At 34.2% G+C, this 16,402-nt stretch carries 11 protein-coding genes; 4 read left to right on the top strand and 7 right to left on the bottom strand.

All coding sequences use genetic code 11. The features are described from left to right. Positions 1–36: 36 nt before the first annotated feature. The 5 genes from H3S74_RS00775 to H3S74_RS00795 all read right to left on the bottom strand — a co-directional run bounded on the left by H3S74_RS00775 (position 37) and on the right by H3S74_RS00795 (position 6,995). Positions 37–2,010 carry a bifunctional 2',3'-cyclic-nucleotide 2'-phosphodiesterase/3'-nucleotidase gene (locus H3S74_RS00775; RefSeq protein ID WP_198246975.1) on the bottom strand — a complete coding sequence of 658 codons (1,974 nt, stop codon included), beginning with the start codon at positions 2,008–2,010 and terminating at the stop codon, positions 37–39. Positions 2,011–2,036: 26 nt separating this feature from the next. Further along, positions 2,037–3,206, bottom strand: a complete 1,170-nt coding sequence (add, locus tag H3S74_RS00780) for an adenosine deaminase (protein WP_198246976.1) — start codon at positions 3,204–3,206, stop codon at positions 2,037–2,039. A 335-nt stretch (positions 3,207–3,541) separates the two neighbouring features. Then, positions 3,542–4,795, bottom strand: coding sequence for a nucleoside permease (locus H3S74_RS00785; RefSeq protein ID WP_110448264.1), 1,254 nt, complete (start codon positions 4,793–4,795; stop codon positions 3,542–3,544). 199 nt (positions 4,796–4,994) lie between these two features. Next, a complete protein-coding gene (deoD, locus tag H3S74_RS00790; protein WP_110448263.1) occupies positions 4,995–5,708 on the bottom strand; it encodes a purine-nucleoside phosphorylase in 714 nt (237 codons plus the stop codon). 57 nt (positions 5,709–5,765) lie between these two features. Then, positions 5,766–6,995: a phosphopentomutase gene (locus H3S74_RS00795; protein ID WP_110448262.1), complete on the bottom strand. Its 1,230-nt coding sequence runs from the start codon at positions 6,993–6,995 to the stop codon at positions 5,766–5,768. 535 nt (positions 6,996–7,530) lie between these two features. Between H3S74_RS00795 and murB the strand changes: the two genes are divergently transcribed. Genes murB through birA form a run of 3 tightly spaced genes read left to right on the top strand, consistent with a single transcriptional unit; the run spans position 7,531 to position 10,665 of the window. Then, positions 7,531–8,541 (top strand): UDP-N-acetylmuramate dehydrogenase, encoded by a 1,011-nt coding sequence (gene murB, locus H3S74_RS00800; protein WP_198246977.1) that lies wholly within the window; start codon positions 7,531–7,533, stop codon positions 8,539–8,541. 49 nt (positions 8,542–8,590) lie between these two features. Next, positions 8,591–9,703 carry an MFS transporter gene (locus H3S74_RS00805; protein WP_198246978.1) on the top strand — a complete coding sequence of 371 codons (1,113 nt, stop codon included), beginning with the start codon at positions 8,591–8,593 and terminating at the stop codon, positions 9,701–9,703. 8 nt (positions 9,704–9,711) lie between these two features. Beyond that, complete coding sequence (gene birA, locus H3S74_RS00810) at positions 9,712–10,665, top strand: bifunctional biotin--[acetyl-CoA-carboxylase] ligase/biotin operon repressor BirA (RefSeq protein WP_198199219.1); 954 nt, start codon at positions 9,712–9,714, stop codon at positions 10,663–10,665. 53 nt (positions 10,666–10,718) lie between these two features. Here the strand turns inward: birA and H3S74_RS00815 are convergent, their stop codons facing one another. Further along, positions 10,719–13,046 carry a zinc/cadmium/mercury/lead-transporting ATPase gene (locus H3S74_RS00815; protein ID WP_198246979.1) on the bottom strand — a complete coding sequence of 776 codons (2,328 nt, stop codon included), beginning with the start codon at positions 13,044–13,046 and terminating at the stop codon, positions 10,719–10,721. Positions 13,047–14,344: 1,298 nt separating this feature from the next. Between H3S74_RS00815 and H3S74_RS00820 the strand changes: the two genes are divergently transcribed. Continuing rightward, positions 14,345–15,526, top strand: a complete 1,182-nt coding sequence (locus H3S74_RS00820) for a sugar efflux transporter (RefSeq protein WP_110448257.1) — start codon at positions 14,345–14,347, stop codon at positions 15,524–15,526. Between the two features lie 79 nt (positions 15,527–15,605). Here H3S74_RS00820 and surE read toward each other — a convergent pair whose 3' ends face one another. After that, entirely contained in the window at positions 15,606–16,385 is a 780-nt protein-coding gene (gene surE / locus H3S74_RS00825) for a 5'/3'-nucleotidase SurE (protein WP_198246980.1), read from the bottom strand. Positions 16,386–16,402 lie beyond the last annotated feature (17 nt).

The raw sequence follows: 16,402 nt of genomic DNA on the forward strand, positions 1-16,402 counted from the left end.
GCCATATTTATAATCCTTGTCATCATCAAGATGTTATTATTTTTTAGATTGTAAATTTATTGGTGCTTGTAAATTAAGTTGATAGACACCAAAGCCTAGATTATCTTTTTCAACAAACTTAGTTGGATACAATGAATATGTTTCGATATAGGTTTTAGCTTCATCAGTTGGTGATGATTCGAAACGAATATCCAATTTTGTTTGGCTGGTAATTGGTGCAATTCGCCAGTTATTATCAACAGTTACATCAACTTGTCCCTGTTTTTTAGTGTAATTAGTAATGTAAGCTGAAAGAATAACTCTTAAATCATCAGGTGAATTAAATTTAACATTTTTACCACCTGTACCAGGGAATGCACCGGTATAAGCACGATAGTTGTTAGTAGCAATTAAAAATGCTTGATTTGGATCAATTGTTTTTTGTTGATAGGTTAAGTTTATAATACGTTCTGATTCAGGATTAATTAATTGACAACTACCATCGTAACGTGCTGGTTTAGTGATATCAATTTCATAACTTACTCCATCGATAGTATCAAAATTATAAGTTCTAAATTTATCCCAATTAATCAAATATTGTGGTTTTGAGGAATTGATGTCAATTTGATTATAAACACCAGCCGAACATTCCAACCACTCTTTAACCTCTTTTCCAGTAATTTTTACGGCAGATAAAATATTAGGATAAAGATAGATATCGGCTGCATTCCTAAATGTTAAATCACCTTTTTTCACATCAACATAAGCTGTAGGATCATTTTTGCGACCGCCAGCTTTAAATGGTGCAATAGCCGATAAAATTGGTAACCCATCTAGATCAGGATCACCTTGAACAAATTGTTTTACATAATCAATTTGGGCATCGCTAATAATCTGTAAAGCAGATGTATCTTCGATTAAGGCTAAATAACTATTGATATCCGTTGATACCTTACCAATTGGCTTACCAACAAATTCACGGGTACCTTCATGATCATCTTTTAATACCTTGGTTATATTTTTATCTGCATCAACTAGTGCTTTTTTATTTTTACTATCGAAGATAGGGCGGGCTTGTGATTTACCAGAAACTACTTTCCAGTTAGATTTGTCTCCCTCAATCACTAAATCGACTACCCCTAAATGGCTTCCCCATTGTCCGGGCATCACTGCAGCAATATTGTTAATATTTCCGGTATTAATATCGGTATTAGGTAGCGATTTAAAATCCTCACTTGGGAATACGCCATGAGAATGGCCAAACATAATGGCATTAATACCTTCAACTTGAGTTAAATAATAAACAGAGTTTTCAGCTAATGCTTTATAAGGTTCCGCAGAAACACCGGAGTGAGGAATAGCAACGATGATATCAGCGCCTTGCTCTTTCATTTCTGGTACTAATTTTTTGGCGGTTTCAGTGATATCTTTAACTATCACTTTACCTTCCAAATTAAGTTTATCCCATTGCATAATTTGTGGTGGTACAAACCCAATATAACCAATTTTTATAGAGTGTTGCTTACCCTCTCTATCAACCACTTTTTTATCTAAAATAATATATTGCTTAAAGAAAGGCTTATTGCTCTTTGCATCATAAACATTGGCATTAACATAAGGAAAATTTGCCCCTGCTAGACTTTTTTGTAAAAAATCCAAACCAAAATTAAATTCATGATTACCAATATTACCAACAACATAATCAAGGGTATTAAGGGCTTTGTAAACTGGATGAATATCACCTTTATTTAGTCCTTTATTAAGCGCATAGTCAGCCATTGGACTGCCTTGAATCAGATCACCATTATCAACTAATACGCTATTTTTTACCTCTTCCCTCGCTTGATGAATTAAATTGGCTGTTTTAGCTAAACCAAAGGTATCAATATACTGATCTTTAAAATAATCGTAATTCATCATATTGCCGTGCAGATCAGTCGTTTCAATAATTCTTAAATCAACCGTTGCAGCTTGCAGTGTTCCAGAAATTAATAGGGTCAGTAGGCTTAGGGTTAATCGAGTTTTATTCATATTTATTTCCTATTTTTCTGATATGGTTATCCATTAACATGTTGTAATAATAAATCTTGGTATTTTTTTAATCTGGCAATAATAGCCGGATGATACTGCTTAGCATTAATTGCTTGTTGTAAAGATTGCTTATCATTGTCGTTAAAACAAGATAGAACCTCCTTGAGTAAACTTGATTTTTCGTTAGACTCAACGAATGCGGCATCAATTCCACAAAGGGTAATATCAAATAATTCCAAACGTGAAAAATGAAACGCTTGCTCGGCTAGCTGATACTCTTTTTCGATATCGGTACCAAAAATACCAGCATCATCGGTATTAAGGGTAATTCTTACCCCTTTATCATAAAGTTGTCGAATTGGGTGATTATGAATATCACCATGTAAATTATTGACTAAAATACGATTACTGGTAAGAGCTATTTCTAACGTGATTTCATTATCAACTAATTGTTTAATCAAGCTATCATCTTCAATTGCCGCGATACCGTGTCCGATTCGATTTGCACCATGTTTTAAGGCTTGAATAATACTTTCAGCCGAATCAATTTCACCTGCATGGTAGGATTTTTTTAAATTTAATTTTTCAGCAAGTTGATGAGCTTTTTCAAAATCATCAAAATGCCCAGCTTTTTCATTACCTGCAATATTAAATCCAGTAATAAATGGATGCGGATTATTTTCGATAAATTGCAATGTATCGTATACTACATCGGCGCCAAGATGGCGTACACCAATAACATGATATCGTACGGTTATATTATGCTCTTTTTGAACATCTATGATTGCTTTATCCATTTGATTTAGTGTTTGTTGAAATCTTGCTTGATCCCAAACAACTTTACCTTGGTTTTCTGTTGCACAAATATGATAAGGTGACAAAAATAATTCGCAATAAATTAACCCTTGTTTAGCATTTCTACTTAAAAAATCATAGGTAATTAGGTAATAATCGTCAGGACTTTTAACAAAGTTAGAAACAGTATCATAGGTTTGGATAAATGAAACAAAGTCAGATTCATCATAATTATATCGACCATTTTTATACTCGATCTCATTATAATCGCCGATTTGATAACACAATGAATCAGGAAAAGGTAAATGATTTTTATCGGCTAGTTTTTTAGCCATAAAGGGAGTAATACTGCCTTCTACATGCTCATGAAGTATAACTTTTGGGATTATTTGTTTATTCATCTAGTTCTAATCTGTTCAATTATGCTTATAGGGCACTTGTAATAGTCATATTTCGGTAATTGATTTAAGTAATAAAAGCCGAATTGAAGCCCTATTTACAAGCGTTTTATTCTACCTTGATAAGACACTTATTTTCCATACATTTTGTGTGACTTATCAAATTTCTGTGAGGCTGGTAACATTTTAGCCTAGTTAAGAATTAGGCAACTATTTAACGGTTGCCTAATTGTTGATGTTATCAAGTTATTAGCGAATAATCTGATTCAACTATTTACTATAATATTAATTGAATATTTCAAGTCAAAGAAGGTTCTTTGACTTGAATTTTATTTTAGTTAACTGCTAATGGTTTCTGTTTTTTGCTGAGCGGTATCATTTTGGAAAATGAAAACAAAAATAATTGCAAGCACTAATGAATAACCTGCAAAGACAAGCCATACATTATGCCAATCAATACCCGCTTCTGAAGTATAGTGATCAACAACAATACCACTAATCATTGAACCTAAATAAGCACCAATACCGTTAGTCATTGTCATAAATAAACCTTGAGCACTGTTACGGATGTTAGGTGATACTGTTTTTTCAACATACATTGAGCCAGAAATATTATAGAAATCAAAGGCACAACCATAAACGATCATCGATAACAGTAACAGCACAAAGCCGAATGGTGATGGATCGCCATAAGCAAATAAACCAAAACGAGCAACCCATGCCAGCATACTGATTAACATGACATATTTAATACCAAGTTTTTTCATAAAAAATGGTACAAATAAGATAAATACAACTTCCGAAATTTGTGAAATAGATAATAACACTGATGGGAATTTAACCACTAAGCTATCAGCATATTCTGGTACTTTGTCGAAGTCATGTAGAAACGGATTACCAAAAGTATTAGTAATTTGTAAAATCCCACCTAATAATACAGCAAATAAAAAGAAGATAGCCAATCTAGGTTGTTTTAATAATACAAATGCATCTAAACCTAATGAACTTACAATAGACTTTTCTTTGCCATCATTTTTTGCAACTTCAATTAAAGGTAAGGTTAATGAATAGAGACTTAATAAAACTGAACTACCAGCTGCAATATAAAGTTGCATATTACTGAGTTCTAACTGCATAAAACTAACCATCCACATTGCTACGATAAAGCCGATAGTGCCGAAGATTCGAATAGCAGGGAACTGTTCGATAACGTCTAGTCCTTGTGATTCTAAACAAGAGTAAGAAATTGAATTAGAAATGGCAATAGTTGGCATAAATGCAAGGCAATGGATAAGCATCACAATCATCATTAAAAATGGCGATGTGATAGATGCAGCGATAAATAAGGTTACTGCGCCAACCAAATGGCATAACACATATAAGCGATTAGCAGGTATCCATCTATCAGCTACGATACCAAGCAGACTAGGCATAAATACTGAAGCAATACCCATGGTGCCATATACGGCGCCAACTTCAATACCAGTAAATTTTAATTTAATCATCATATAGGAGCCTAAGGTAATTAGCCAACTCCCCCAGATAAAAAATTGTAAGAATAATATAACTTTCAGTTGTAGCTTGGTATTCATTTCGATTCCTTATTAAATGAGATCTTTCTAACCTATTAGATAAAAATTAATGAATAAAGATAAAATTTTGTTATTACTATTAATAACCTAGTTATAACGCTCAACAACATTTACCGTTAATAATAACGTCAATGTTAAAACTATTGGTTCCTCTTTTTTGAGTAACCAAAAAAAATGGCAGATATTCTGCCATTATTTATTATGAATTAACTAATACCGATTCTAAAGCGACTGTAATCATCTCTTTAAAACCCAGCTGGCGCTGTTCAGATGACATAGCTTCGCCTTTGCGAATATGATCTGAAACAGTACAGATCGCTAATGCTTTAGCTCCGTATTCTGCTGCTACACCATAAATACCAGCGGCCTCCATTTCGACACCTAAAATATTGTATTTTTCCATGATATCGAAAAGATCTGGCTCGACGCTATAAAATAGATCAGCAGAAAAAAGATTACCCACTTTCACATTAACATTTAATTGTTTAGCAGCATTAACTGCATTACAAATTAAACCGAAATCAGCAATCGCAGCAAAATCATGATCTTTAAAACGTAACCGATTGACTTTTGAATCAGTACAGGCACCCATACCAATAACCACATCACCAAGATTGACAGCGGGGCTGATGGCGCCACAGGAACCGATACGAATGATGTTTTTAACACCATAAAATTTAATCAGTTCGGTTGTGTATATAGAACAGGATGGAATGCCCATACCATGCCCCATAACAGAAATTTTCTTACCTTTATAGTCACCGGTAAAACCTAGCATTCCTCTAACATTGGTTACTTCTTTAGCATTCTCTAAAAAAGTTTCGGCAATAAACTTAGCGCGTAATGGATCGCCGGGCATCAAAACCGTTTGAGCGAAAGCGTCATCGGCGGCGTTAATATGTGGGGTAGGCATTTAACTCTCCTGATTTATGTCTAAAATACGTTACTACACTAACAAAAAAACAGTTTACTATTTGCGAATAAATGACTCACCATAATCCATCGGTGATAAATCAAAATAATCCGCAACACTTTGCCCGATATCAGCAAATGTTTTTCGATGACCTAATGACCCAGCAGGAACACTATCACCATAAACTAAAACAGGAATATGTTCACGAGTATGATCTGTTCCCGGCCAAGTAGGATCACAACCATGATCGGCACTAATAATTAATAGATCACCAGGTTGAATCAGTTCTAACATTTCAGGTAAACGACGGTCAAAATATTCTAATGCTGCAGCATAACCAGCAACGTCACGTCTGTGGCCGTATGATGAGTCAAAATCAACAAAATTGGTAAACACAATAGTGTTGTCTTTAGCTTGTTTAATTTCATCAAGTGAAGCATTAAATAGTGCTTCAATGCCAGTTGCTTTCACTTTCTTTGTGATACCTACCTCGGCGTAAATATCAGCAATTTTACCGATTGACACAACGTTACCTTGTTTTTCATCAACCAATTTTTTAATCATCGTCGGTGCTGGTGGTTCAACAGCTAAATCATGACGATTACCAGTACGCACGAATTCACCTGGTTTATTACCTAAAAATGGTCGAGCAATAACTCGGCCAATGTTATAATCGCCTTTATTAAGTTCATCACGAGCAATTTCACACACTTCATAAAGCTTATCTAAACCGAAAGTTTCTTCATGGCAGGCGATTTGAAACACAGAATCAGCGGAAGTATAAAAGATAGGTTTACCAGTAGCCATATGTTCAAGGCCAAGTTCATCGAGAATCACTGTACCTGATGAATGACAATCGCCAAGATAACCAGGCAACTTGGCGCGTTTAACGATATTATCTAATAATTCTTGCGGAAAGCTATTAGTAGTATTAGTAAAATATCCCCAATCAAATAGCACAGGAACACCAGCGATTTCCCAGTGACCTGATGGTGTGTCTTTACCTGATGAAATTTCACTGGCATAGCCATAAGCACCAATAACATTACCTTCAGTAGCCATTCCTTTTGGGTATGAACCAGTTGATTCGTAGGCAGCTTCAATTAAACCTAACTTTCCTAAGTTTGGTAAACTTAATGGTCCATGACGGCCGTTATCAGCTTTACCTAAAGCACAAGCTTCGGCAATATGACCTAATGTATTAGAACCTTCATCACCATATTTTTTTGCATCTTCTGCACCACCGATCCCGAAGGAATCGAGGATCATAATAAAAACTCTTTTCATATTTTCCTCTAAATCTCAACTACTTTTTAAATATAGCAACAATTCTAAATTATTAAGCCATCTAAAGCCATGATCTTTAGAAAATAGGATCAATGACTGATTTATCAGCTTTTTAAAAACCTTTTAATAATAACGTTTACCATTAGTTTGAGTAAAATAGATTTTAACTCAATTTATAAAAAAGATCGCTTGGCTGACTATAATACATGATAAAAAAAAACAAAAAAGAGATCGATCTACATTACTTGATTATTTGCTTAATCTTTTGGCACTTTTTTGCTCAAGTAACTCATTAAGATCTGTAAAAAAATTTTAATAAATAAAAGATCGTTTTGCATTGTGCTAAAATAGTAACTAAATGAAGAGTAAATACAATTGCATAAAGAAGCTATATCATATATGCAATTGATAAAGCCATTAATTTGATGTTTTTAAACGCTAAAACTAATCAAACAAATGGAATAATTCATAAAAATGCCAAATAAGATTGGTTTAAACAAAATTAAAAGTCTGTTTTTATAAAAGGTCATTATTAATGAATCAAAAAATTCCTAACACTTTTGCCTTAGATGTTTATGCTAAACAAGTTGAAACTATCACAACAGTTGAACAACTAATGCAAGTTTGGAAAAACAACCCCAATAATCAGCCAATCATGATGATTGGGCAAGGTAGTAATACGTTATTTACCGAAAATTTTGCTGGCACAATCATTGTTAATCGAATCAAAGGATTAACTATTACTGAAACGCAAACACATTGGCATTTAAAAGTTGGTGCCGGTGAATATTGGCATGATATTGTTGCTCAAACTATTAACCAAAATATTTCTGGACTTGAAAACTTAGCTCTGATTCCTGGATGTGTTGGTTCTGCACCAATCCAAAATATTGGTGCTTATGGTGTTGAATTTGAAAAAGTAGCAGATTATGTTGAATTGCTTGAATTTGCGACTGGTCAAATTATTCGCATTACTGATGGTCAATATGGTTATCGTGAAAGTATTTTTAAACAAAAATACGCCGAAGGTTATGCGGTTGTCTATGTAGGAATTAAATTACCAAAACAGTGGACCCCAGTGCTAACTTATGGAGAATTAAAAAATTTTGATCCGCAGAATGTTACAGCCCAAATGATCTTCGACAAAGTATGTGAGATTCGTCGTAGTAAATTGCCAGACCCAAAAGTACTCGGTAACGGTGGTAGCTTTTTTAAAAATCCCGTGGTAGATAAAAAACTTGCTGATAAACTACTTGAAAAATACCCATCAATGCCTATATATCCTCAAATAAATAATCAAATAAAATTAGCTGCTGGTTGGTTAATTGATCAGTGTGGTTTAAAAGGTTATCAAATTGGTGGTGCAGCAGTTCATCAACAACAAGCTCTGGTATTAGTCAATAAAGATAATGCTACAGCGCAAGATGTAGTTGCGTTAGCGCGTTATATCAAAGATGCAGTATTACAAAAGTTCTCGGTGCACCTATCGCCAGAAATTCGATTTATGGGCTCGACAGGTGAAATTGACGTGGATAACTTTTTATAAAGTGGCAAACGCTTTATAGATAATAAAACTACTTATAAACAATAAAACTATGAAACATTCGTATTCATTTCCTATTTTATTAACAAGTTTATTATTTGTTACCATTGCCTTATCGGCACTCAATACGCAAGTGCCGCTTTGGCTAGTCCGTGAAGATTTTTCGCTTGGACAGATAGGTTTAGTTGGTTCAAGCTATTTCACTGGTAACTTGCTTGGCACGATTATGGCAAATTGGTTTATTAGCCGATTTAACGCCAGATTTACTTATACCTACAGTTGCATAATTTTTGCGATTGCCACAATTGGTTTAAGTTTCTCTATGGATTTTTACAGTTGGGCAATATGGCGTTTTTTTATTGGTATTGCCTGTGCTGTCACTTGGGTTGTGATTGAAAGTTGTATTTTAGTCACTGGTACAGTACGCACCCGAGGAAAAATGCTTGCTGTATATCTAACTACCTATTACTTAGGTACTGTATTAGGACAAGCATTGCTACAATATTTTCCGCAAGACGTACTCTATTTTGGTTTAGTGATTACCGTACTAATGGGATTAGCCATCTTATTTATATTGCTAACCCACTATAAATTGCCGAAAAAGAAAAAAAACAGTTTTAATATTATGCCAATGATATTATACAAACCTTCTCGAGTTGGTTTAATTGGTTGTGCTATTGCTGGTATGTTAATTGGATCACTTTATTCACTAATGCCTGCTTACTACTCTCACTTAGGTTATACTGATAATCAAGTAGCAAATTGGATGGTATTGCTGATACTTTCAGGTGTTATTGCTCAAATGCCTGCCAACTGGTGTGCTGACAAGTTTGGAAGGCGTATAGTGCTACTGGTCGAATCAATCTTAATGATGTTTGCTTGTAGCTTGCTGATATTTAATGTTTGTGGCGTATTAGCCATTATTTTATTAGGTTCAACCATTTATACCATTTATCCAATATCTATGGCGTGGGCTTGTTCGTGTGTACGCAAACAAGAAATTGTATCAATGAATCAAGCGATGTTATTAACTAATACTCTTGGTAGTTTAGTTGCACCAGCGGTTATAGCCTTTATAATGGATAAGTTAAGCAATACTTATTTATTCATCAGTTTTGCTATAATTTCACTATATTTTGTTGTTTTATTGTTAGTCAAAAAGTGAGGGATTTAATGCGCAGTAACCAAAATCCATTGAAGCTGATTAATATATTAGCTGATGGAGAGTTTCATTCTGGTGAAGAGTTAGCTAATCTATTTGGTATTACTCGTGCGGGTATCAACAAATATATCAAAGTACTAAGAGAGTGGGGGATTACCTTATCTTCTGTACAAGGTAAAGGTTACTGCTTAGCATCACCTATAGACTTACTCGATAAAACTAAAATCGATAACTATTATGGCGCAGATAGTCACGTCGAAGTGTTGCCTATCATTGATTCGACTAACCAATATTTATTAAATAATATAGAAAGATTAACAACGGGTGACAGTTGTGTTGCCGAGTTTCAATCCAAAGCCCGAGGCAGGCGAGGGCGTCAATGGTTCGCACCATTTGGCAGTAATCTTTATTTTTCGATGTATTGGCGACTCGATCAGGGCATTGCTGCTGCTATGGGACTGAGTTTAGTGGTTGGTATTGTAATGGCTGATACGTTAAGGGCAATTTCTGGTCAAGATATCAAAGTTAAATGGCCTAATGATTTGTATCTAGATGATCAAAAACTTGCCGGTATATTAGTTGAACTTGCTGGTAAAACAGGTGACTGTGCTCATGTTGTTATTGGTATTGGTGTCAATTTAATGATGACTAATCCCGATCCTAATATTGTTAATCAGAAATGGGCTAACTTAGGTAAAGTTGACCGCAATTTATTAGTGGCCAAAGTGGTCAAGAACTTAACATCAAAACTTACTGACTTTGAACAACATGGTTTAGCACCATTTCTTGATGATTGGCTACGACTCGACAATTTTGTTGATCGTCCAGTTAAATTATTAATTGGTGATAATGTCATTCGTGGTGTTGCTAAAGGAATAAATGAACAAGGTGCATTAATCTTAGAACAAAATGGTAAAACTAATACTTTTATTGGTGGGGAAATTTCATTAAGAAGTGATGACTAGCACTGTATAAAATAGCCCCATTTAATTGTAATGGGGCACCATTTAATTGTTTGTTATTTTTTAACTCTTAATAATCTCAAGGCATTAGCGGTAACAATCGCGGTGGTACCCGAATCGGCTAACACAGCTAACCAAAGTCCAGTTACGCCAAATAAGCTGGTGATTAAAAATATCAGCTTAATACCTAATGCAATAGTGATATTTTGTTTAATATTACGATTAGCAAAACGGGCTAGGCGTATTAATATTGGCAAACTTAATAAACTGTTTTTAGTCAGTGCTGCATCAGCAGTTTCAAGTGCAACATCAGTACCACTGCCCATAGCTATTCCGACAGTTGCAGCTTTCATTGCCGGGGAATCATTAATTCCATCACCAATCATCGCAATTGGTGTATTGCGTCCAATCTCCTCAATTTTTACTAATTTATCAGTTGGCAGTAACTCTGCACGATAATCGATGCCCAATTGACCTGCAATTGCTTTTGCTGCTCGTTGATTATCACCGGTTAACATTAAGGTTTGTAAACCAAGTTGTTTAAGTTCACCGATAGCTGGCAAAGCATCATTTCGTAGTACATCTTGTAAAGCAATAATTCCCAATAATCGTTGGTCGGTTGTGACGACTACTACAGTCTTACCATTATCTTCAAGTTGGTTGATCGTTTGCAGATCTTCAATACTTAGTGCGTTTGCTACTGTTTCAATCTTATTTGGTGACACGACAAAATAAGTTTGTTGATCAAGCTCTCCCTGAATGCCAACGCCAGCAATTGCCTTACGATTATTTGCTTCGTAAAAAGGGATCTGTTTTTGCCTCACATAATCAATTAAAGCTTTCGCAAGAGGATGATGTGATCCGCTTTCAATAGCCGCAACAATAGATAATAACTGTTCTATGGAACATTGATGGTTAATTACATCTGTTACTTGTGGTTTACCTTCGGTTAAGGTACCTGTCTTATCAAATGCCAGCATTTTAATTGAACCAATATGTTCAAGTGCGGCACCACCTTTTATCAATACCCCATATTTAGCCGCGCTAGACAAAGCAGAAGTAATAACTGCTGGTGTGGAGATGACTAATGCACAAGGACAACCAATTAATAATAATGTTAATCCTCGATAGATCCATGTATACCAGTCTGCACCCATCAATAATGGTGGAATTATTACCACTAATAAAGCAAATAGTGTAATGCTTGGAGTATAATAACGACTAAACTTATCAATAAACCGCTCAATTGGCGCTTTACGATCCTCTGCATCTTCAATTAATTGCAAAATGCGATCGACCGCATTTTGTCCTGATTCCGAAACTACCTTAAGTTGAATGGTATTATCTACCACTAACGAGCCAGCTAAAATTTTGTCACCACTTAAGTAATTAACTGGAATTGATTCACCAGTTAAAGCGCTCTCATCAATACTGGCTTGTTCACTAATCAAAACAACATCAGCAGGTAATCGTCCACCAGAGGAAATTTCGATTATATCATCAGGTTTTAATGTATGACTGGCAACGGTTTTTCTTTTACCATCAATGATAACCACTGTTTCATCAGGCATTAATTCTGCCAGTGACGAAATTCCTTTTTTGGCCTTACTAGTGGCGAAGCCTTCAAGCATTTCACCTATCATAAATAAAAAGATGACCATGGTGGCTTCTTCGGCGGCACCAATAAACAGCGCACCAATCGCCGAAATGCTCATTAAAGACTCAATAGCAAACGGTGTACCACTACGGGTTAACACCATAGCCTGTTTCAAAATTGGGATTATCCCAATAACAGCTGTCACTATAAACGCATACTCTCCAACTGTATGGTTCATCAACAAAATAAGATAACTAATAACAATTAATATGCCTAAAATACCTAACGGAATAAATGCTTTTTTATCAAAATTATGTGAATGCTCGTGGTGATGAACATGGTTAGGGGTTGATTCAAAAATTGGGGTATATCCCAATTCCGTGACTTTGTCTTCAATCATTTTTATTACTGCATCATCATGCTTAGGAACAAAAACAATTAACTTTTCAGTAGAAAAAATTATTTTGGTTTGATTTATATTAGGTAGTATTTTTACACCGTTTTCGATTTTACTTGCGCAATGTGCGCAATCCATACCCTGAATTTTCCAGGTAAGCTTAACATCTTGACTGCTCCGTTCAGGATCTTCGGGAGGATCTTCAATTTCACACTGTTGTGATGAATTATGATCATGCCCATCACAACAATGTCCTATAGCCAGTTCATGATTTGTTTCATGAGTATGTTGGGAATTATGTGTATGATTATGAGCAATATTATGACAATCTCCATGACAATGGTCGTGATTATTATGGTGAGTTTTGGTGGATTTGTTATTATATAACATAACGTTACCTCTTTTTGTGGATGATTTTGATTGTACACTCAAAAATACAAAAAGAAATCTTTTTTAACTAAATTTGTAAAACATAATAAAGAAAATAGAATAGTAATTTTGAAATTTATTTACATATCTTAACAATTTTTTTAAAACTAAAATTGTAAAAAAAAATAAATTATTTATACTAATTAGTACAAAAAAAGGTATTTTTGTTAATTAACATGGATGTTTTCTAACCAAAGATTGGAATAATCATGAATTTTTGTTGTTGTCGAGATATTTTCTGTTGAAATTGATTATGAATTCATTCAGGATTTGTCAATAAAATTGATTTAAATCAATTCGATTAAAGTAAAAATTTGCTAACTTATTGTTGATAAAGAGATTACTATCAATCTATTGGTATCATACATGGTTTAGTAAATACTAGATTAATTGAATTATAAAAAATGGTTCAATTATTAATATGTTTTCTGCAATTTACCGAGTTTATATATTATTTTAGTTTTACTAAACCATGCCGCTTATCTATTTATTCAATGATGATTAAGATACCGAAATTTCTTTGTCTCAAATTTTTTATAGAAATAATGTTTAAAAAATTTTGAGGAACGGGGATTTTGAAAGATTAAAAATATTAAATTTTTTCTAATTAAAATTAGGAACTTTTCTCAAAAAACTTGTTCGTTATCCTTAATTACTACAATCATTTAATCATCAAAGAGAAAGTCATTCTATAGTAGAAAAGAAATCTAAACCTAAGTCATGAGGATTTAAATTTGCTGGCGACTTTGACTCAAGTGGTTATTTAGTTTGGCGAAGATCCAATGATATAAAAAGCTAATAGCAGTGCAATAACAATTGTTTTCTCTGCGTTTGATGGCAAGCTTAATGGTATTGATCGTTTAATTTTGCAATTTGATTTAGTTAATAAATTTCATCTTACTTACGAGCAATTTGCTTTTTTTATTAACTTGGCAATTACCTAAGCAAGGTTTAACTTAAGATAGCTAATTTATTGCTGAATTAAGTTATCACCTTAATAATACTATAGAAAAAATCATAGAAAGTTGGTTAAGTAATGAATTGGAGATAATCGATTGAAAGGATAACGGTGTAACTAGTTTTTTGATTTCAAACTAGAATGGTTAGTTTAATGGTGAAAAAATGATTAGCACAAATTTTTTTTATTATTAATATTAATTATTGCTTGAATAATTAGCTAATGATCTAACTTAAGCCTATATTCACACTACTTTTAGGGATATAATTATCACACATTATCAAATTGTTAAGTTCCTATTATGACTTCTTCATCTCTTCGAAAATCGGGCGTAATTTTTGGCGCTTTTTTAGTGACTACATTTATTATTGGTGTGGCTGGTGCATTGCAATCACCCACCTTAAGTCGTTTCTTATCATTTGAAGTGGGTGCTGATCCTCGTTTGGTAGGTATCTTTTTCTCAATTAATGCATTAGCTAGTATTATCGGTAGTTATTTGTTAGCCAAATATTCAGACAACAAAGGTGACAGACGTAAGATTGTTATTTTTTGTTGCTTGATGGGATTAGCAAATAGTCTGATTTTTGCTTATTCACGTAACTATTATGTATTAATTACATTAGGCGTATTTTTTGCAGCGTTAGCTTCGGCTGCCATGCCACAAGTTTTTGCTATGGCGCGAGAATATGCTGAAAAAAGTGGCCGTAATGCCGTTGCATTTAATTCATTGATTAGAGCGCAATTATCTTTGGCATGGGTTATTGGTCCGCCATTATCATTTGGTTTAGCTATCCATTATGGTTTTACCTCAATGTATTTATGTGCGATGTCGATGTTTATCATATCCATGTTTGTAGTAGCAGTTTTTTTACCACCAGTAGAAAAGAAGTCAATCAGCTCACTTAGTCCTGGTCAGTTAGCTACCGCTAATCAATCAATTTTTACTAATCGTAATGTGATGTGTTTGCTACTTTCTACTATTTTTATGTGGACTGCTAATATGATGTATATTATCGATATGCCAATTTATGTTGAAAAGGTATTGCATCTTTCTGATTCATTACCTGGTGCGTTAATGGGGCTGGCTGCAGGGATTGAGATTCCAGTAATGATAATTGCAGGGTATATGGTACCAGCATTAGGTAAGCGCAATCTATTTTTTATCGCTATCATTTGCGGAATTTTATTTTATGTTGGTATGATTTTATTCACTGACCCAACCATGTTATATGTATTGCAGATTTTTAACGCACTATTTATTGGCATCGTTGCCAATATTGGTATTATCTATTTCCAAGATTTGTTACCAACTCGAATGGGGGTTGCTTCAACTTTATTTAATAATGGCATTATTTGTAGTGTTATTTTGGCTGGGATTATTCAAGGTTTTGCATCACAAGCGTATGGTCATGAAATAATTTATTGGATTGGTTTAGTGATGGTTACTATTTCTTTCGTCTTTTGTGCATTGGTTAAGAAATAATTTCAAAAGCTTTATATTTTACGTCTTCCTGATTATTTAGCTAATCAAGGAAGACGCAATAATTCCATCAAACAAAAAGTTAAACATTAAATGTAGCTTTTATTTGTTGATAAAAGTCGTAATCAGTACGTTCATAATGTAATGGCGTAATCGCGATATAGCCATTATTGGCTGCATCGAGCTCTTTATCATCATCAAGCACATTTTGATTGCGTTGTGCTCTAAACCAAAAATATTCATGTCCTTCAGGATCTTGTGTTTCAGCAACCACAAATTTGCTAACATCAGCAGTCCCTTGTTTGGTGATTTTAATTCCTTTTATTTGCTCTGCTCGGCAATTAGGAAAATTAATATTAAAACAAGTATTCTTTGGTGTCGTTAGGGATAGCAATTGCCTTATTACTGACTCAGCAAGATGAGTTGAGCAATGCCAATCTGTTGGTATATTGTCCTCACTACTCACTTGACTCAATGCTATTGCTGGCACACCGAGTGTCATAGCCATCATTGCTGCGCCAACTGTTCCAGATAATACAGTTTCAAAGCCTAAGTTTGAACCATTGTTAATCCCAGATAGAACCAAATCTGGTAATTGTGCCGCCATTAATGATTTGATGGCAAATAACGAACAGTCAGCTGGTGTACCATAAACTGCATATTCTGTTTGGTTACGCTTTTGTACGCGAAATGGTGATTTCAAACTAACTGAACAAGAAACACCACTTTGATCGACAACTGGTGCGACTATCCAAACTTCGTTGGCGATCTTTTCAGCAATACTTTTTAAAATTCGGATCCCTGGTGCATCAATTCCATCATCATTAACTAATAATACTCGGTTGACTAATTTTTTCGACATACTTATTTCCTTTTTAA

The sequence above is a fragment of the Gilliamella sp. W8126 genome (assembly GCF_016102185.1).
GTDB lineage: Bacteria > Pseudomonadota > Gammaproteobacteria > Enterobacterales > Orbaceae > Gilliamella > Gilliamella apis_A.